Origin of the sequence: Legionella quinlivanii, from assembly GCF_900461555.1 — a bacterium.
Taxonomy (GTDB): Bacteria; Pseudomonadota; Gammaproteobacteria; order Legionellales; family Legionellaceae; genus Legionella_C; species Legionella_C quinlivanii.
Genome location: NZ_UGOX01000001.1, coordinates 1,388,508 through 1,407,690, shown reverse-complemented (window position 1 = coordinate 1,407,690; position 19,183 = coordinate 1,388,508). Strand labels below are relative to the sequence as shown.

The window sequence follows — 19,183 nt, the reverse complement described above, 5'->3', positions numbered from 1 at the left end:
AACTCTGCAGTCATTAGCAGAGTTCCTGGGTTCCGCGAACACATCGCGGGCCCCAGGAAACAAGTGGTATTTACGCAGCCTCTATCGGCAAATCATCATGCGTTGATAGCACTTTTCTTTGCTTAGCATTGCTCTTATCAGCTGCAGTACGGCGAAGTTCCTCATCACTGAAATCATCTACTGCAATCACTGCCTGACGAGCCTGTTCAGCTTCACGCATTTGGACGGCTTCTTCCGGAGTTAATACGCCAGCGGCTTGTGCCTCCTCAATTTGCTCAAGCAAAGTCAGAGAGTGAAGCATGCCGTCTCTGACCGCCTTGCTAATTTTTCGCTCGAGACTTTCCACCGCATAGATTTTATGAAACGCATCTTCCAAACGCCCAACAGGACAATTGGGCAAGGGCTCTTTGAATACTATACGCGCCATTCGGTCACGAGTCTCATTAGGCTCTGACATCAGTCTGGCAAGCTGATGGCCGAGATGATCCGCTGGATAATGCCTTTTGCTTCCGAAAGGCATCAGTATAGTTCTTAGCAGGATGCGTCCCCAGCGGACCGGGAAATTAGTAATAACCCCTCTGAAGGCACGCTCACACTCATGCAGTAAATGCTGGCAGCACCATTCGACCAAGGGCAAGTCAGCTGCTGGCTCTCCATCGTCGTGATAGCGTTTCAGTACTGCGGAAGCGAGGTAAAGATTACCTAAAACATCACCCAGACGTGCAGAAATTTTTTCCTTGCGTTTTAATGCGCCTCCCAATATTCCCATACAAAAGTCTGCTGTAAACGCCAGATTGGCACTATAGCGGTTGATGAGCTGATAATAACGCTTCGCTCTACTTTGTGGAGCCTTTGTGAATCGCCCGTCAGTAAAGGCATAGACTATTGATTTAGCCAGATTTGCCATAACGAAGCCGGCATGTCCCCAAAACGCATCATCAAAAGCCGCCAGATTATTTTCGCGAACACTTTCAAGTTCCTTGAATACATAAGGATGGCAGCGAATAGCCCCTTGTCCGAAAATAATCAGATTACGGGTTAGAATATTCGCCCCCTCAACAGTAATACCAATCGGTGCGTTCTGGTAGCCTCTGCCCAGATAATTATTAGGTCCCAGACAAATTCCTTTACCTCCGTGTATATCCATCGCGTCTAAAGACACCTGACGTGCTCTTTCAGTGGTCTGGTATTTAAGAATCGCTCCGGCCACAGAAGGTTTAGCCCCGTGATCGATTGCTGATGCAGCCATTGTAAGCCCTGCATCAATAATGTAGGTATTGGCCATGATGCGCGCCAAAGGCTCTTCGATGCCTTCAAAATTGGCAATTGCCTGATTAAATTGTTTTCTGACTCGGGAGTATGCACCACTGGCCAAAGCCCCAGCCTGAGATCCACCCATTGCACTGGAGGGTAGTGAAATCGCTCTGCCGGCACTTAAGCATTCCATCAGCATGCGCCAGCCCGCACCTGCCATAGAAGCCCCACCGATGAGATAATCTACGGGAATGAACACATCCTTACCCTGAGTAGGACCATTAAGAAACGCAGTATTCAATGGAAAATGCCTTCTACCCTTGATAACACCCGGTGTAGTCGAGGGTATTAACGCACAACTAATACCTACATCATGGCCTTTACCCAACAGGTTGTCCGGATCAAATAATCGGAAGGCTAAACCAATCACCGTCGCGACCGGACAAAGTGTAATATAACGCTTGTTCCAGTTCAGACGAATTCCTAAAACTTCTTTACCATCAACCATTTGCTTACAGACGATCCCTTTATCTGGAATAGAAGCCGCATCAGACCCGGCATTGGGGCCTGTTAGCGCAAAACAGGGAACTTCACGTCCATCCGCTAACCGAGGCAGATAGTACTCTTTCTGTTCTTTTGTACCATACTTCAAAAGTAATTCAGCAGGACCTAATGAATTGGGCACGGAAATGGTTGTTGCAGCAGAAATGGAGCGCCCATAAACTCGCGCCAGAATAAAGGCCTGGGCCGTCGCAGAAAAATCGAGGCCGCCGTATTCCTTGGGAATAATCATCCCTAAAAAGCCTTTTTCCTTAATGAATTGCCAGACTTCAGGAGGCAGGTCGGTGCGATTATGGGTAATGTCCCAATCATCCAGCATGCGGCATAACTCATTCAGCGGGCCATTAATAAAAGCCTGTTCCTCATCAGACAATCGACTTACCGGTGCATTTAACAATTGTTTAAAATCAGGTGCGCCGCTAAACAAATCACCTTCCCAGCTGACCGTTCCAGCTTCAAGCGCTTCACGCTCAGTGGCAGACATAGTCGGCATTGCTTTACTTACGACCTTAAACAAACGGCTAGAGATTAATTGCCGTCTTAAGGGTTTGATGGCTCCTGCCAGCAACATTAAAAATCCTAATCCCAATAATGTGTGAGCAAACCATCCCAACGAAGAATATTTCATAAAAAGCAAGGCGACAATCGCATAACTGATTGTCCAGACTACAATTGACGCCTGTCGGCTCAGCAATTGATAAAATCCATATATCAGGATTGCTGTTATAATTAGATTGAGCAACACATTCATCTCCTTTTAGCAATGTCAATAATAAACAAGGACCCAGAGGGTGTTAACAGAACTGGTTCATGCGAAAAGGATCCATTGTTTGCCGCAGAATCTGTAGATGAAATGGATTTCGCTTAGCAGAACACCAGTTGAATGAACAGTCTCGTGATCTTAAGTATATAGTGGGTTAATAGTTTTTTGCCAGAATTAAGCATTTTGACTCTGTTTTTGTTTATCTCCCATTTTTTTAAGGTCAAGTAGTTTGAAAATCTGCTCGGCAAGTAACTCTGGATTTTCCATTGGCAACATGTGAGTTCCCTTCATTTTTTGGCTCACGATGCCATAGTGCTTGTTCATGTAACTCACGTCAGACTGGCTGACAATATCACTTTGATCCCCGTAAATAAGGAAAGCCGGAATTTTTAATTTACCTTCATATTGATGAAATTGATGTGGAATAGTCCGAAAAATGGAGTATTCAATGTCCCGGTCAAATCGCAGTGAATAACCCTCTTCATCTTTGCTAAAGCCATATTTAATATAATCGTTCAGACAATCATCTCGAAAACTCGAAAAAAGCGCTCTGGTTTTAAGATAGTCCCATAGTTGTTGTTTATCAGGCCAATGCTGTCTCCTGCCTCGAGTTCGTCCGGCTGGCGTCACTTTATCAATCAGACCAATGGTTTTTGCCAGTTTTACCATCCTTGATTTAAACCGGTTTAACAAAGGAGAATCAATCATGACCACAGCAGAAAATAACTCCGGGTGCTCGATGGCGGCAATTAAGGATAATACACCGCCAAGCGAATGCCCTACTCCAATGACCGGAGGCCTGCAGTTTTCTTTGACGCTTTCTGCTATCTGATCAACCAGATAGTGCCAGTTTTCAGTTACTGGAAAACGCACATCATGCCCAATACGATCCACATAGCAGTAGTCGTACCGAGTTTCTAATGCGGTCAGGAGCTGATGATAACAAGGTGATGGGAAACCATTTCCATGTGCAAAATGGATTGTTTCCTTCACGAAAGCACCAGCTTTTTACTTTCATTACGTAATGAAATGACGGCAAAACTGAAATAAAAGGATAGAACAAGAATAATAACTACGCCTAAGCCAGGAATAGGTAAATTCGCTGCCAGCATCAACAGTAAAATTGCGATTGACGGAGTTGCCCCGACCGCTAGTAAACGACATGATTGAGAATAAGTCAGATCCAGTTTATAAAACAATCGGGAAACCAGCTGTCCGATCATTCCAAACACCAGGAAAAACGTTAGAAACATCACAAAGAAGATCAGAATGACCGTCGGATAAATTATAATTAATGACAGGTATTTTACTGTTTCAATCCCTGAAGAGGCAATCCATTTGCTCCCATCGAAAATTTCATTCATTTGTGGCGGAAATATTTGCACTATCGGCGTATCCGACTGCGGCTGTGCCTGATTCATAAAGAAAAACTGGGGCGATGGCGGCCAGAAGGACAATTGATTTTTAGAAACAAGCGTCGTGAGATAAGGATACTTTTCACTGCGTCCGGTCACCGTTCCGCTTGTATCAATGACTGAAACAACCTGACCTGATTGATTTTTTATTTCATAAGGCATGGGCTTATCAAAACTGACAAGGCCATTTTGAATCGTGATTGGCGGCATTTTTTTAAGAGGTGTCAGCAACTGCTGATCAAAGAAAATATTGAAATCATTGGTGGTTCTCAGGGCAAATGGAGTTCCGAACACCAATATAGCGATAAATAAGTATACAATTCCCAATCCAAACCAGCGCTTTCCGACATCAACATACAATCGACTGCTAAAAAATGAGAGAACCAGAGCCTGCCAGTAGTTATAATGTGGCTTGTTAATATCCCGCAACGCAGTGTTGTTTTGACTCATGCCATCCTCCCATTCGTAATCCGGTTTTACTATCAAACAAATTTGCTTTGGCGATGTTTAATTCGATATCCAAATGATTATCACTAATTGGTTCATCTGCTGATGCTCTGATTGCAAATTGTGTTGTGCCACACATACTTTGTGCGTGAATCAGTTTATCAGCTCCTAAATCATCAATATACTCTATTTTCACCCGGATAGCTGGCGTTGCTGCGTCTGTATTAATGCGAAGATGCTCCGGGCGAATACCAATGATTACCTCATCGACAATACAATGGGAACTATTTGGAACAGGCAGATCAAATCCAAGCTTTGACGATATTTTACCGCTGCCTTTATCGAGTCGGGCACGTATAAGATTCATTGGATAATGGCCGGTAAATCCTGCAACGAATAATGACTGCGGTTGCTGATAGAGCTCCTGGGGAGAACCTATTTGTTCAATTCTACCCTGATTTAAAACGACTACCTTGGAAGCCATTGTCATTGCTTCTGTTTGATCATGGGTAACATAAATACTGGTGGTTGCGAGATTCTGGTGAATCTTTCGTATTTCATAACGCATTTCATTGCGCAACTTTGTATCCAGATTGGATAAGGGTTCATCAAACAGAAAAACGGCCGGCGAGCGGACAATCGCTCGCCCCATCGCCACTCGCTGTCTTTGACCGCCGGACAAAGCCTGCGGTTTGCGTTGCAGACAAGCGCTAATCTGCAGCATTTCTGCGACTTCCAGGACTCTTCGCCTAATCGAATCGCCGCTCATTCCCCTGATTTTCAGACCATAGGCCATATTCTCGAAGCAGGTCATATGAGGATAGAGCGCATAGTTCTGGAAAACCATCGCAATATCCCGTTTAGAAGGCGCTATATTATTGACACATTGTTCATCAAAAAAAATCTGCCCGGAACTTATCTCTTCAAGACCAGCAACCAATCTTAATAAAGTTGACTTTCCACAGCCGGATGGGCCAATGATTGCGACAAACTCGCCCTGCACGATATTTAAATTAACATCGCAAAGAATTTGCTGTTTGTCATACTCTTTACTTACATGCAGAAGTTTGACCGTAGCCATTAATGTGTTAATCCTTGCTCAAACCAGCGTTGTAAAACCACCACTATAATGCATGGAGGAAGCATCGCCAATAATGCGACTCCCATAATATAGTGCCATTGCGGAATCTGATCTGCTACCCCAGCCAGATAACGTATCCCCATAACAATGGTTGCAACACTGGAGTCACTGGTAATTACTAAAGGCCATAAATACTGGTTCCAGCCGTAAACAAACAAAATAATAAACAAAGCAGCAATTTGCGTTTTTGCAAGAGGTAATAATATATCCCAAAAAAAGCGGACAGGCCCTGCTCCATCGAGAGTCGCTGCATCAATTAATTCATTAGGAACGGTCTTGAAAAATTGTCGGAAGAGAAAGGTCGCTGTTGCTGAAGCCATTAAGGGAAGGGTTAGGCCGCTGTAATGATTAAGCCAGCCCATTGAGGCTACAATTTGAAAGGTGGGTACAATACGAACCTCTACCGGCAACATCATAGTGGCAAATATCAGTCCAAAAATAAACGATTTACCAGGTAATTTAAAATAGACCAGCGCAAAGGCTGAGAACAGCGCAAGAATGATTTTCCCGCTGGCGATTGAAAAAGCCATCACAAAGCTGTTCATTAATAGACGCCAGATGGGCTGACCGCCAGTTGAGGCAACTCCCTGTGTGAGCACAGTTTTTAAATTAGTTAACAGCAGGCCTCCGGGAACCATCGGGACAGACTGCTGCATCATTGCGCTGCCTTCATGGCTCGCTGCGACCAGAGCCAGATACAAGGGGAAAAACAAAAAAATAATAAATCCTGTAAGAAAAAAATGCGGGAGCAAACGATTTAATTTTATCATTTATAATGCACCCTTTTTTCGAGAAAATAAAATTGCAAAAGAGTAAGGACGACGACCAAAAGCATCAGTATTACAGATTGAGACGCCGAGCTCCCTGGGTCCATACCCACAAATCCATCACGATAGCTTTTATAAATCAGGGTACTCGTACTAGTGCCTGGGCCGCCGCTGGTCAGAATATCAATGATTCCGAACGTTTCAAAAAACCCATAAATAAGGTTCATGATCAGTAGAAAAAAAGTAGTCGGAGATAGCAAGGGCCAGATAATCTGCCAGAATTGCTGCCAGGATGAAGCTCCGTCAATTACAGCGGCATCAATTAATGAGCGCGGCAGTGATTTGAGTGCGGCGAGAAAAAAAAGAAAATTATAACTGAACTGCTGCCAGCTGGCAGCAATAATAATGACAATAAGAGCCTGGCCTGGATGGGTGAGGTAATTAAAATGAATACCAAAATGCTCCATTAAACCAGAAAACCAGCCCATACCCGGCTGGCACAGAAAACGCCAGAGAATAGCCGCGATTGCAGGCGCTACTGCATAAGGCCACAATAACAATGTTTTGTAAATCCGCTGGCTTTTTTTTCGCTTGAAAACCAGATAAGCCAGCAACAAACCAAACCCCATCGTCGCTGCTGCAGTGGAAAAAGCAATAATGAGAGTAATTAGAATGGCGCGGGAAAACTCCGGATCCATAAACAAATCGACAAAATTACTTAGACCGGCAAATTGCTGTTTAAGCCCAAAGGCATCACTAAAATAGACTGACTGAACTAACGCCATGAAGGCAGGCCAGATAAAAAAAATCAGGGTAATCAATAACTGGGGAGCTATGAACAATAGCGCCAGTTTTTTGTGTGATGTAAACTTTGCCATCAGGCAACCATTTAATGTATAGAAACAAAATTATATACCTACCGCTTACCATATTAAAGACAGGAATAGAATTCAATGATTAATACACCTCCTGATTTCATGCGCTGCATCCTTATTGATGCAAATCATCAACTCACGATAGTTAAAGAAAAAATACCCGCTATCAATGACCATCAGGTATTAGTTAAAGTAAAAGCAATCGCCTTGAACCGCGCTGATTTAATGCAGCGTCAGGGCAAATATCCACCCCCGCCGGGTGAATCGGCAATACCAGGCCTTGAGGCAGCGGGTGAAGTAGTGGCAATAGGTGCAAAAGTCACTCGCTTTAAACCTGGCGATACTATCTACGGATTAGTAGGCAGCGGCGCTTATGCTGAATACTGTCCCATTCATCAATTGCTTGCAGAAAAAATGCCTCCCGACTGGTCATTCGAATATGCTGCAGCCATTCCTGAAGCATTAACCACCGCCAACGCGACCCTTTTCGAGTTGGGAAATCTGTCGAGTCAGGAAACCATGTTGGTTCATGCAGCAGGCAGCGGCATTACAACCATGGCCATTCAAATGGCTAAACTCACCCAGGTGAATGTTTTGACAACGGCCAGTAATTCAAGTAAAGCCGAGCAGGCAATCGGACTTGGGGCCACCCAGGTTATCAATTATCGGCAAGAGGATTTCGCAGAATTGATTGCTTCTGACTCGCTCGACCTGGTTCTGGACTATATGGGCGGCGAATATTTCAATAAGCATCTCAAACTGTTGAAACCATCTGGCCGTCTAATTCAAATTGCATCGATGCTGGGGCGAAATGTGGAACTTGATCTTACAACTTTAATGAGAAAACGGCTTAAAATTGAGGGGTTTGTATTAAGATCGCAATCTATTACCGAGAAAATATACTTATGGCAGGCAGCGCATAAACGCTGGGGATTTGCTTTGCAGAGTCGGGCGCTCAAACCCGTCATCGATTCTATCTTTCAATTCTCGGAAATAGAAAAAGCTCAGCAACATATGCTTGATGGCAAACATTTTGGCAAGATCGTTATCAGTCTTTGAGCACCATCAGCTGTTCTTCAGAGTCCGCCTTAACAACTGGGTATAAATAGGCTCATTACCAGCTAATTGAACAACGGTTGTCGAAGTCAGACAACTGACCATCAAGGGCAAAATCAGGGAATAATTCTGGGTCATTTCCACAACCAGAATAATCCCTGTCACTGGAGCACGTACAGCAGCTGAAAAAAGTGATCCCATCCCAGCCACAGCAAACATCCCCGGGTGAATGTCCAGTTCAGGAACTAACCACAGCAGCATGTTATAGCAGGCGAGACCTGCCAGAGTACCCAGCGCCAGCATCGGCGCGAAAATACCTCCCGGCACTCCGGTGGTATAACTCATCAAGGTAGTCACAAAGCGAAGCAAAATCCACAGCAACAACACATACGCTGGCGGGGAAAGGGTTAAGGATTGTTCAATAATGTCATACCCTCCTCCGACAATCGGGGGATACATTACAGTAAAAGTACCAATGAGACAGGCAGTTATTGCAACATAAATAAATTTCTGAGGGGTGCTCCATCGATCACTTAATCTCAGACATTTCATCAAACAAACATTAAATATTAAACCTGCAAATCCCATGATTAATCCGAACAGGAAAAATAACCACAACGAATGCAGACTTGGCTCAGTAAAAACGGCCATTGGAATTGCAGGCGCCGTTCCCATGATCAATTGGCCGGTAATGGTAGCCATCACACAGCAGATAGCCACCATTTTGAAGTTGGTGAAATTAAAATTAAATTCGTTGCGCATCTCCTCAATCACGAACAGTACACCAGCTAAAGGTGCATTAAACGCAGTGGCAAGACCCGCAGCCGCTCCTGCTGAAATGAGCGTGTCACGACGGCTTCTCTGTATACTGAACCACTCTCCCAGCATCGCGCCGAAATTGCCGCCCATTTGAATAGTAGGTCCTTCACGCCCGACTACCATCTTTGCGCTTATTGCTAAAACGCCGCCGATAAATTTGACAGGAAGCAAACGCCGCCAGTGAATAGGCCTTTTATGCAGCAAAGTGCCTTCGATTTCCTGTACTCCACTTCCGGCCCCTTCTGCTGCGATAAAGCGAACCAGGGCCCATGCAATAATTACCATTAATGCAGTGAAAAAAACGCTAATCACCAATGTCAGAACCCATTGTCCCTGAGTGAATGACTTCACCCAGCTAAGAAATTGGCTTACATGAGTAATGGCAATCTGAAATAAAGAACCTGCCAGGCCGGTCAATATCCCTAATAGAATCGAAATAAAATAAACACTGACTACTTTATTCCACAGTCGTCCTTTCAATTTCATTAATTAAGTCCATTAAATTACTGATTATTTTAAATCCCGCCTGTTTCGCTAACGATAAAATAGTCTCGGGATGAAACTGTACGGCATATATCGGTTTGCTATGATGTTCAATCGCCATAATTACTCCATCATCGGTTGCTGCCGTTATTTTAAGCTCTGCCGGGAAGCTCGGACGTGAAGCATACAATGAATGATAACGTCCGGCTGTAAATGAATTTCCAAGTCCTTTAAACAAGGCTGATTCATTCTCTACTCTGATTTCAGATGCTTTTCCATGCATTGGATAGGCCAGTGTTTCCAGTTTTCCGCCAAAATATTCCACCAGACCTTGCAATCCCAGACAAACCCCAAACAAAGGAATTCCCTGTTCAATTACTGTAGCAATGGTTTTATTCAATTCAAAATCAGCCGGACAACCAGGGCCTGGCGACAACACCACCAGGTCAAAAGGTTCAGATTTCAAACATTCAAGCGCATGATCATAACGCATGGTTTTCACTTCTGCACCCGTTTGGCGAAGATAATTCGCAAGGGTATGAACAAAGGAGTCCTGGTGATCAACTAATAATATTTTTTTACCTTTCCCGGGCATTTGCGATACACCCAAACTTATTTTTTGTGAAGCTGGCTTTAATAAATCGACAAATGCAGAAGCCTTCAAACGGGTTTCCTGCTCTTCTGATACAGGATCGGAATCATATAATAAGGTCGCCCCCACTCTGATTTCAGCTATCCCTTTCTGGATTCGCATGGTTCTTAATACGAGGCCGGTATTTAAATTGCCATTAAAACCAAACCAGCCTACGGCTCCCGCATACCAGCGTCTAGGCGATTTCTCATGCTCCTCTATAAAATTCATTGCCCATAATTTAGGTGCGCCGGTCACAGTCACTACCCACATGTGAGTAAGAAATGCATCAACCGCATCAAAACCCTCTCGCAATGTCCCTCTCACATGATCAACTGTATGAATCAGCCGGGAATACATTTCGATTTGCCTTCGGCCAATGACCTGAACACTACCCGCCTCACAGATTCGTGATTTGTCATTGCGGTCCACATCCGTGCACATTGTCAACTCGGATGCTTCCTTTTCCGAGTCGAGAAGAAGCTGAATATTATGAGCGTCTTCTATGGCATCCCCTCCTCGCTTGATTGTGCCGGAAATAGGACAAGTCTCTACCATATCACCCGTCACACGCACGTACATTTCAGGCGATGCTCCAACCAAATATTCTTCCTCACCCAGATTAATAAAAAAACCATAGGGGGAAGGATTCACTGCCCGCATTTTACGAAATAAGTCAGAGGGCTTTTGAGGACAATGAGCGTAAAAAGTCTGACTGGGAACTACTTCAAACAGGTCCCCGCATGCAAATCGTTTTTTAGCGGTTTCAACAACTGCCGCATACTCTCCTTCCCTGTGGTCACAAAACTCATCGGGCTGCTTTTCGGCATGATAATCTGAGAACTGTCCGTCACGGGGTAATGATTGAGTGGACTCCCCCTGAAACTGAAAATCATATCGTCGGATAAAGGCCTCTTCTTTTCGATGGTTGACGATATAAATTTCATCAGGGAAATAAAGAACCATTTCACGCTGGTTTTCGGCTCTTTTTTTATGTTGTTTTAAGCCCTCAAATTGAAAAATCAAATCGTAGCCCAAAGCACCATATAACCCAAGATAAGGCTCCTCGGGCAACTTAAACAACTCTATCAAACAACGGATAATACTAAATACGGAAGGTTGCCGGCTTCTGTCTTCCTCAGTGAAAATTTTTTCAGATTTGTTTATTTCAAGATGCAAAGCCTGTTTGCTGGTTTCTGTAATGGTAATTGCTTCGGACTTGCTCAAAGCAGCCTGCGCAATTATTAATAATATCTCACCGCGTCGGTTAAGGGCTTGCAGTGAGGCGCTTTGTTGTTTAACTACCAATGCCATCGGTGGATTATAAAAACCGATATCCCAGCAAGTATAGCGTCCAGGATATTCAAAACTGGATGCGAATAAAGCACCTCGTTGAGAATCCAGCTTATCAAGCAAGGGCTCAATCGCATTGTTATAAACAAGCGATTGCTGCTCAAACTCAATAAACACACCACCTTCTGTCTTTACTTGCTGTAGCATTTTGAGGATACCATTGATTAAATGATCCCCATTCTACTGTAAATTAATGACTCTGCAATATGGCAGGTCAGGTAAACAGATAAACCGGCATGCTCGCATGATATCAGCAGCTTAGCAGGGTTTATGCGCCAATTACCGAAAAGTCCACTTCGATATTGCCGCGTGTTGCATGTGAATAAGGGCAAATTTTTTCATGCGCTTCTTTAACCAAAGCCTCCAGATCCTTTTGCGGCAGAGTTTTATCTTCGACCTGAATTTTAACCGCCAGTGCAAATCCAGTGGGTTCGCGTTTGCCAATCGATACGCTGCAATCAATTGTTGCCTTGGAAGCATCTTTTTTGTTCATCTTGGCAATGAAATCCAGTGCGCCACCAAAGCAGGCCGCGTATCCAGCCGCGAATAAATGTTCGGGTGTTGCTGTATCAGGTTTTCCCTGACCGCCTAAATCTTTGGGAACTGAAAGATTGACAGAAACCATGCCGTCTTTGGTTTCACTATGGCCATTTCGCCCACCTGTTGATGTGGCGGTAATAGTAAATAAGGGTTGAATTTTATCCACGTAGTTCTCCTGATTATGCGTGTTTAAAAGAGTGAATAGATAGATGTTAGCAAATATTCTTTTTATATCAAGGGACTATAGCTTCACCTTTACTCACTTTGACAACTATTTTCAATCCATGCAACAATCCGCGCCATTATTGCCAAAAACAATTCTAACGACTTGTTTCAGGAAGTTGCAGCAGATTTTTAACCTGGTAAATGGAGGATGAGTGTGGGTAAATTTTTAAGAAAACTGAACGAACGTCTACAGATAGTTGACAGGGCAGGCTATAGGCGTGAGCAATATCAATCCTATATGACCGGCCCTGAATGGCGAAACGTTGAAATGGCCAGTGAGTATGGCGAATACCTGGGACAAAATAATTCGATGTTTCATTTCCCCTACTTCCGGCAGATTGGGGGATTATGGAGAGTATTTTATAATTCATATCAGGCAGCCCGACAATACAATAGTCGCTGGGAGATAATTTCTTCTGAGTATATGGTTATGGACGTATTCGTCAGTGCTTTTACCACAATGGAGCTTTTGCCTAAAGCAATCTTATCTCTCATCACTTTCCCATTCTTCAATAAAGAAAATCCTAGTGAAATGCAGCAGCATTTAGCAGAGTTTTATAAACAATACGCTAAAGACTTACAAACCATACCTTTTTATGATCATGAATATAAAAAAATTCGCAACGATTTAGCAGAAAAGTATAAAGCTTGCCAAAATTGGACCTGGGGTGACTGGTTTAGTTGGAAAGTAGTTTCAACGGAATTACTCGCAAGACGCCTCATTTCCAGCCCCCTGAGCTGGTGGTTTCATCAGGACAATAATCTGGTTCCAGCAACCACTGACTTGCTGGTTAAACTCAATGTTGCTGACGAGACTGACTTCGAGGCTGCAAAAAGTCAGCTTAAACACAAAATTGAAAGTCTTTCCAAAGAGCACGCCATTGCAATAGTTGATGATCACGTGTATGCAAAGGGTAAAATCAAAGAAAAGCACGGACAATCATACACTTCAGTGTATGCCCGTATTAGTGCTCCGCGTTATGCTGCATTTCAGCCAGCTGTTCATGCTATGGCCCAAAACGGTATTCATACCCGACTATTGGCAGGACAGGAACAGGTTCAGGTCAAGTGCCTTATTGAGGGCGAAGACAGCGCAAAACTAAATGTACGGCAAAAAGCAGCCAATCAAGTCAAACACGTGAATCCGCTGTATACCTACGAGAATCATATTGATAGTACAAGAAAATTTTGTCTTTTTGATGTGCCTGCAAGAGATCTTCATAAAACCCTTACTCGGCTCAGCAGTCAAGAAGGTGTTGAAACTAAATTCATTCATAATTTTTAAGGATAGACAAAATGCCCTTGAGTTTAAGTATTAAAAATTTTTTAGAAAAACTGCCGGGTGTAGGACGTTTCAGTTCAGTTGCCGCAGGGATGATTGATCGCGCCTATCTTAACTGGCCCAAAAGCTACCTCGGACAATTGATTAGTTATCTTAAAACACGCACTATTTATGTGGGATTATTTTTACCACTGGCTCTTTTGGATATGGTTGCATCAGGAGCACTGGGAATACGTTATGCTCTGGGTTCTTTTTTTACCAGTGACGAGCGCCAGGAGCGGCGTTTAACTGAGCAACAAAAATACAGCACTTTATTTAGCCGGAATCTTTATGCCCTGCTTGCATCGGTCGTTGGGTTATTTTCACCAAAACTTGTAATTTTTTATTTTACTCCAGACCGTAAAGATAAAGGTATTATCTCCGGAGGCGGTCTTCATCATTCCCCTAATGTTCAGATAAGACAACCAGAAACAATTGAAGAAGTACAGGAAATTTTTATACAAGCGCGTCATAGTGCCACAAAAATTATGCCTGTAGGAGCCGGAAGAAGCCAAGGGAAACAATATTTCCCTGAGGATGTGAAAGGTGGTATTGCTGTCGATCTTTCAAAACTTAATGAAGTTGAAATCAACTCGAAAGAGAAAACAGCCATTGTCGGTGCAGGTGCAACCTGGGCGGATATACAACTTGAAGCCAACAAGCATCGACTGGCACTTCAAGTAATGCAGGCTTCCAATGTATTTTCAGTGGGCGGGTCCATTGGAACGAATATTCATGGGTGGGACCACACAAAAGGGGTTGTTTCAAATACCATTCTTTCGATGGATATTGTCAATGGCAAAGGGGAGCGAATCACATTAACTCCTGAAGATCCATTGTTTCATAAAATCCCGGGAAGTCTCGGACTTTTGGCTACAGTTGTCAGTGTTAAAATTCAACTTACTGACAACGATCTTTTGCACGAGCGCGGTGTTGAAATTTCTCTCGCAGATTATGTTTCCTATTTCAGAGAAACGGTGCAGAAAGATCCCAACATTAAAATGCATTTATTCCGCCTCTCCTTAGATCCCAATAACCTGCTTGGTTCGGGGGTCGCAGTAAATTATGTGAAAGAAGGCACGGCAAAGCCGATCTCAGCGCCTCATCTAAGAATGGAATCAGCACGAGGAACCCGATTTAACCAAATCATGGTGAATCTGGCTCGCCGTTTTGGCTTCATCCGCAAAACCTATTGGGAGTGGGAAAAAACACGTTTGTTGGCCAACAATAGTGCGCCAATGACTCGTAACGAGATTATGCAGCCTCCCATTAATGCTATGTTCAATCCTGCAGTCAGCGAGAGTGAGTGGCTCCAGGAATTCTTTGTTCCTGAGGAAAACTTAGAGGATTTCACGTTAGCATTAGGCCAATTACTAATGGATAATGAGGTTATTTTACTGAATGCCTCCATCCGCTTTGTTCTGAAACACGATGCAGCCCCGCTTTCTTATGCTCACGACGGTGATCGTTTTGCTTTGGTACTTTGTTTTAATCAATCTTTGAGCGATGAAGAGAAGATATCAGTGCAAAAATGGCTAAGGGAGGCGCAAGCACTGGCAGTGAACCATGGTGGAAGTTATTATCTACCTTATCAGCATGTTTCCTCGCCTGAAGATTTTGAAAAATCCTATCCCTATGCTTCGGAACTTATTGAGCTTAAAAAGGAGTATGATCCTGATAATTTGTTTGTAAGTGGATTCTTCCAGAAATATCTTGCAACAAAAAGCCCTGAAGTGAATCATTTTAAAGCCGTAATGGCTAACAAGGAGACCCAGAAGCGCTTTTCAGGCTTCCTAAATAATATACTACAACGAATAGATAGCGATAAGCTAATCGCGTTGATGGATGACATCTTGAAATATAAAGATAGTCATGAAGAAATTTATGAAGAGTTATGCCGCAGGTTACCCGAAGTTAGGCCAGGAACACTCACCGATTTCAGACGCACACTTAACTCTCTTTCCAGTATCAAAACAGACTTGGGAGCTCAGGCGCAATCCTTGTTACCAGAGGACATGACCACTATTGATGGCCTTGTTGAAATCGGCTATCCCGGGCGTTTTGTTTCTGGATTTAAGCAAAATAACCGAACTATAAAAGGACAGATTGTTGCCGTTTATAAAAATCCTTCTATTACGGATTATGTACAGACTGGTTTTCCGAGGCCCTATCATCGTTTTGAAAAATTGCATTATAAGCATCCAGGCCTTGCAAATCTAAAGGATAATAGTGCAGATGTTATAACCTGTTATGTAGGATTACACCATTTTCCAGAAGAAGAATTGGATAAATTTTTACTTGAGATACGAAGAGTACTCCGAAAAGATGGACGGTTTTTGCTGGTTGATCATGATGTAATTGATGATGAATCAATGAGTATGGCTCATATGGCGCATACTATCTTTAATGCGGTAACTGGTGTCCCGTTGAACAAAGAAATCAAGGAAATCCGAAATTTTCAACCAATGACTTACTGGAAAGAACGTTTGGCTAAATGCGGTCTTGGCTACGCTGTTGAAGGACCCGAGGTTCCATTGATTCGTAAAGGGGATCCAAGCCGCAATCGAATGGTTAGCTTCAATAAAGCGGCTCCCAAATTAGAGTTGGTCAATTCAGCGACTCAAGAAATGGCAGAAGAGCCAACGGAAACTATAACTCCAAAGCCATCAGTAGAGCTAAATAATGGCAATTCAGAAATAACAGCAGGTCAGTGGCGAGCGAATACACGCCCCTCCTCTTTGAATTCAGGACTCCCCTTATTTGCTGATACCAGAAACGGCTTACCTGGAGAGCAGGAACAAGCTCCTCAGAACGTGCCCGTTTCCAATTCATTTTGAGCACTGGCATTCCCGCGAGGCGTTGTTGCGCAAATGAAAACAGGTGCATAAGTTCGTCTTTGCGAGCGTAGCAATCCAGCCCATAACCTTGGTCAAAGCTTGATCTGGATTGCTTTCACTTCGTTCGCAAAGACGACAGTTTGGTTTGCTTGGTTCTATCCAAGCAACAGTGCCTCCCCGCAGAGGTGGGAACTTCATATCTCAGCTCGCTACAATGCCAATTGAGGAATGGATTCACGTCTGCGCAAAAGGCATTGTTAAATGAAGATGGGGACGCAAAAATCGTCTTTGCGAGCGTTAGCGAAGCAATCCAGCTCTTTATCTTATTCAAGTTTCGATCTGGATTGCTTCACTTCGTTCGTAAAGACGATAGATTAGTTGCCTGGTTCTATAGCGCGGTATGTGGAGACAATGGAAAAGTCAAAAAATCGGCAATTAGAATGCCATCAGATCTTTTTCTTTCTCAGCCAGGACGTGATCAATATCAACGATATACTTGTCAGTGATTTTTTGAATTAGCTCACCAGCTCTTCGCTCATCATCTTCAGAGATTTGCTTTTCTTTAACCAGCTCCTTCAATTGATTGTTAGCATCACGGCGCACGTTACGGATAGCTACTTTAGCCTGTTCTCCTTCACCCCGTACTACTTTGATCAATTCTTTTCGTCGTTCCTCAGTCAAAGGCGGCATGGGAACGCGGATTGCTGATCCAGCAGTAGCTGGGTTTAATCCTAAATCAGAGGTCAGAATTGCCTTCTCCACTACAGCCACCATCGATTTTTCCCAGGGAGTGACTAATAAAGTTCTTGAATCACTGGCAGAGACATTGGCGACCTGGTTTAAGGGAGTGAGATTGCCGTAATAGTCTACCTGGATATGATCCAGCAAACTGGCATTTGCTCTTCCGGTTCTGATTTTTGTCAATTCATGCTGCAATGACTCAACGGATTTTTTCATTCGTTTTTCAGCATCATTTTTGACATCATTAATCATTATTGGCTCCTACAATAGTTCCTACGCGTTCACCTGATACAATTTTTTTCAAGGCGCCCGGTGCAAACAAATCGAACACCTGAAGCGGCATTCCATGATCCATACAAAGACAGATAGCGGTTGAATCCATCACTTTTAAGCCATCGCTGAGCACTTGTCTGTAGCTTAAATAATCGTAGCGAGTGGCTTTTGGATTTATCATTGGATCATCATTGTAAATCCCATCAACCTTGGTTGCTTTTAATACAATATCAGCGCCCACTTCTATCGCCCGTAAGCAGGCAGCAGAATCAGTTGTAAAAAATGGATTACCGGTTCCCGCAGCAAAAATCACAACATGACCATTACGCAAATGGGTAATCGCTTTACGCCGGTGATAGGGATCAACAACACCTAACATAGGAATAGCAGACATGATTCTTGCAGGCATGTCAATACGTTCCAATGCATCTCTCATAGCCAAAGCATTCATTACTGTGGCAAGCATGCCCATGTGATCCCCGGTTACCCGGCCCAAACCCGCTTCCGACAATGCTTTACCGCGAAAGAGATTTCCGCCGCCAATTACCAGGCCAACTTCAACTCCCATACGGATCAGTTCAGCCACATCATTCGCGATAAGGTCCAGCACTGAGGGGTCAATGCCGAACTGAGCCTTGCCCATCAGTGCTTCACCGCTGCATTTTAATAAAATGCGTTTATATTTTAACTGTAAGTGATTATCGCTCATCATTAATCACGAACCTGTGCCATCACTTCTTCAACAAAGTTGTCTTCTTTTTTCTCAATGCCTTCCCCTACTTCAAAACGAAGGAACGCAGTTACTTCAGCGCCTTTTTCTTTCAGCAGCTGACCCACTTTAACATTGGGATCTTTAACGAAAGGCTGACCATTCAAGCTAACTTCGTCGATGAATTTATTAATACGGCCTTCAATCATTTTATCGATGATTTCCTGTGGCTTGCCGCTTTCTCTGGCTTGAGCAGTGAAGATTTCACGCTCGTTTTCAATTGCTTCAGCAGATACCTGATCGCGGTTCACAACCATCGGACGACTGGCAGCGATATGCATCGCAATGTCTTTAGCCAGTGCTTCTTCGCCATTTTTCAGTGCAACCAGAACACCAATTCTTGAGCCATGCAGATAAGATCCAATTACACCATCGCAAGACATTCTTTCCATACGGCGAATCTTGATGTTTTCACCAATTTTCGCGACCAGCTCCTGACGAGCCTGTTCGACTGTGCTGTCAGTATCTTTTAATGTCTCGTTGGCAAGCGCAGCAACATCGGCGACAGAGCTTTCCAGAGCAGTCGCAGCCACTTTTTCTGCGAAACGGGTAAAATTCTCATCTCTGGCAACGAAGTCAGTCTCACTGTTAATTTCCAGCATGACTGCACTACGTCCATCAGCAGAACGCGCAATCACAATGACACCTTCAGCAGCAATTCGATCCGCTTTTTTATCGGCTTTGGCCTGGCCTGCTTTTCTCATTTCAGAGATGGCCAATTCAATGTCACCATTGGTCGCAACCAGAAACTTTTTGCACTCCATCATTCCGGCGCCAGTTCTTTCACGTAACTTCATAACCAATGCAGCACTTATACTCATTTCAATTCTCCACATAGTAAAAAGGGGTGCGCTGCAGACAAGTCATAAAACGGTGTGAAGGAACTTCATATCCGATTTATGCTTGGACAAC

15 protein-coding genes are annotated in these 19,183 nt (G+C 43.7%); 3 read left to right on the top strand and 12 right to left on the bottom strand.

Annotated elements, in window-relative coordinates:
• Positions 1 to 70 precede the first annotated feature (70 nt).
• The 6 genes from DYH61_RS06005 to DYH61_RS05980 form a co-directional block, all read right to left on the bottom strand.
• Positions 71 to 2,557, bottom strand: a complete 2,487-nt coding sequence (locus DYH61_RS06005; protein ID WP_058507292.1) for an acyl-CoA dehydrogenase — start codon at positions 2,555 to 2,557, stop codon at positions 71 to 73.
• A 195-nt stretch (positions 2,558 to 2,752) separates the two neighbouring features.
• Positions 2,753 to 3,571 carry an alpha/beta fold hydrolase gene (locus DYH61_RS06000; protein WP_058506695.1) on the bottom strand — a complete coding sequence of 273 codons (819 nt, stop codon included), beginning with the start codon at positions 3,569 to 3,571 and terminating at the stop codon, positions 2,753 to 2,755.
• Entirely contained in the window at positions 3,568 to 4,443 is an 876-nt protein-coding gene (locus tag DYH61_RS05995) for a DUF1189 family protein (protein WP_058506696.1), read from the bottom strand. Before DYH61_RS05995 ends, DYH61_RS06000 begins: the two co-directional genes overlap by 4 nt.
• The gene (locus tag DYH61_RS05990; RefSeq protein WP_058506697.1) at positions 4,409 to 5,521 is read right to left on the bottom strand and encodes an ABC transporter ATP-binding protein; all 1,113 of its coding nucleotides are present in this window, start codon (positions 5,519 to 5,521) and stop codon (positions 4,409 to 4,411) included. Before DYH61_RS05990 ends, DYH61_RS05995 begins: the two co-directional genes overlap by 35 nt.
• A complete protein-coding gene (gene ugpE, locus DYH61_RS05985) occupies positions 5,521 to 6,351 on the bottom strand; it encodes a sn-glycerol-3-phosphate ABC transporter permease UgpE (protein ID WP_058506698.1) in 831 nt (276 codons plus the stop codon). The genes DYH61_RS05990 and ugpE overlap by 1 nt, the downstream gene beginning before the upstream one ends.
• Positions 6,348 to 7,226 (bottom strand): ABC transporter permease subunit, encoded by an 879-nt coding sequence (locus DYH61_RS05980; RefSeq protein WP_058506699.1) that lies wholly within the window; start codon positions 7,224 to 7,226, stop codon positions 6,348 to 6,350. Before DYH61_RS05980 ends, ugpE begins: the two co-directional genes overlap by 4 nt.
• A 75-nt stretch (positions 7,227 to 7,301) precedes the next feature.
• Here DYH61_RS05980 and DYH61_RS05975 point away from each other — a divergent pair, with 75 nt between their 5' ends.
• Entirely contained in the window at positions 7,302 to 8,282 is a 981-nt protein-coding gene (locus DYH61_RS05975; protein ID WP_234999805.1) for an NAD(P)H-quinone oxidoreductase, read from the top strand.
• A gap of 6 nt (positions 8,283 to 8,288) precedes the next feature.
• Here the strand turns inward: DYH61_RS05975 and clcA are convergent, their stop codons facing one another.
• The 3 genes from clcA to DYH61_RS05960 all read right to left on the bottom strand — a co-directional run bounded on the left by clcA (position 8,289) and on the right by DYH61_RS05960 (position 12,271).
• The gene (clcA, locus tag DYH61_RS05970) at positions 8,289 to 9,566 is read right to left on the bottom strand and encodes a H(+)/Cl(-) exchange transporter ClcA (RefSeq protein WP_058507294.1); all 1,278 of its coding nucleotides are present in this window, start codon (positions 9,564 to 9,566) and stop codon (positions 8,289 to 8,291) included.
• A complete protein-coding gene (locus DYH61_RS05965) occupies positions 9,556 to 11,712 on the bottom strand; it encodes an anthranilate synthase component I (RefSeq protein WP_058506700.1) in 2,157 nt (718 codons plus the stop codon). The genes clcA and DYH61_RS05965 overlap by 11 nt, the downstream gene beginning before the upstream one ends.
• Positions 11,713 to 11,833: 121 nt before the next feature.
• Entirely contained in the window at positions 11,834 to 12,271 is a 438-nt protein-coding gene (locus tag DYH61_RS05960; RefSeq protein WP_058506701.1) for an organic hydroperoxide resistance protein, read from the bottom strand.
• A gap of 213 nt (positions 12,272 to 12,484) precedes the next feature.
• On the opposite strand from DYH61_RS05960, the gene DYH61_RS05955 reads away from it, so the two are divergent.
• Together DYH61_RS05955 and DYH61_RS05950 are read left to right on the top strand one after the other, a co-directional pair.
• Complete coding sequence (locus DYH61_RS05955) at positions 12,485 to 13,615, top strand: hypothetical protein (RefSeq protein ID WP_133129075.1); 1,131 nt, start codon at positions 12,485 to 12,487, stop codon at positions 13,613 to 13,615.
• An 11-nt stretch (positions 13,616 to 13,626) separates the two neighbouring features.
• Positions 13,627 to 16,488, top strand: coding sequence for an FAD-binding protein (locus tag DYH61_RS05950; RefSeq protein WP_058506703.1), 2,862 nt, complete (start codon positions 13,627 to 13,629; stop codon positions 16,486 to 16,488).
• 435 nt (positions 16,489 to 16,923) lie between these two features.
• Here the strand turns inward: DYH61_RS05950 and frr are convergent, their stop codons facing one another.
• Genes frr through tsf form a run of 3 tightly spaced genes read right to left on the bottom strand, consistent with a single transcriptional unit; the run spans position 16,924 to position 19,092 of the window.
• On the bottom strand, positions 16,924 to 17,481 hold the full coding sequence (frr, locus tag DYH61_RS05945; RefSeq protein ID WP_058506704.1) for a ribosome recycling factor: 558 nt from the start codon (positions 17,479 to 17,481) through the stop codon (positions 16,924 to 16,926).
• Positions 17,474 to 18,214: a UMP kinase gene (gene pyrH / locus DYH61_RS05940; RefSeq protein ID WP_058506705.1), complete on the bottom strand. Its 741-nt coding sequence runs from the start codon at positions 18,212 to 18,214 to the stop codon at positions 17,474 to 17,476. The genes frr and pyrH overlap by 8 nt, the downstream gene beginning before the upstream one ends.
• On the bottom strand, positions 18,214 to 19,092 hold the full coding sequence (gene tsf, locus DYH61_RS05935; protein ID WP_058506706.1) for a translation elongation factor Ts: 879 nt from the start codon (positions 19,090 to 19,092) through the stop codon (positions 18,214 to 18,216). The genes pyrH and tsf overlap by 1 nt, the downstream gene beginning before the upstream one ends.
• Positions 19,093 to 19,183: the final 91 nt, after the last annotated feature.

Bases quoted from the DNA above. Each gene is read 5' to 3' on its own strand.
- DYH61_RS05995 (WP_058506696.1), bottom strand. From the start codon at position 4,443: ATGAGTCAAAACAACACTGCGTTGCGGGATATTAACAAGCCACATTAT.
- DYH61_RS05990 (WP_058506697.1), bottom strand. From the start codon at position 5,521: ATGGCTACGGTCAAACTTCTGCATGTAAGTAAAGAGTATGACAAACAG.
- ugpE (WP_058506698.1), bottom strand. From the start codon at position 6,351: ATGATAAAATTAAATCGTTTGCTCCCGCATTTTTTTCTTACAGGATTT.
- DYH61_RS05980 (WP_058506699.1), bottom strand. From the start codon at position 7,226: ATGGCAAAGTTTACATCACACAAAAAACTGGCGCTATTGTTCATAGCT.
- DYH61_RS05975 (WP_234999805.1), top strand. From the start codon at position 7,302: ATGATTAATACACCTCCTGATTTCATGCGCTGCATCCTTATTGATGCA.
- DYH61_RS05965 (WP_058506700.1), bottom strand. From the start codon at position 11,712: ATGCTACAGCAAGTAAAGACAGAAGGTGGTGTGTTTATTGAGTTTGAG.
- DYH61_RS05950 (WP_058506703.1), top strand. From the start codon at position 13,627: ATGCCCTTGAGTTTAAGTATTAAAAATTTTTTAGAAAAACTGCCGGGT.
- frr (WP_058506704.1), bottom strand. From the start codon at position 17,481: ATGATTAATGATGTCAAAAATGATGCTGAAAAACGAATGAAAAAATCC.
- pyrH (WP_058506705.1), bottom strand. From the start codon at position 18,214: ATGATGAGCGATAATCACTTACAGTTAAAATATAAACGCATTTTATTA.
- tsf (WP_058506706.1), bottom strand. From the start codon at position 19,092: ATGAGTATAAGTGCTGCATTGGTTATGAAGTTACGTGAAAGAACTGGC.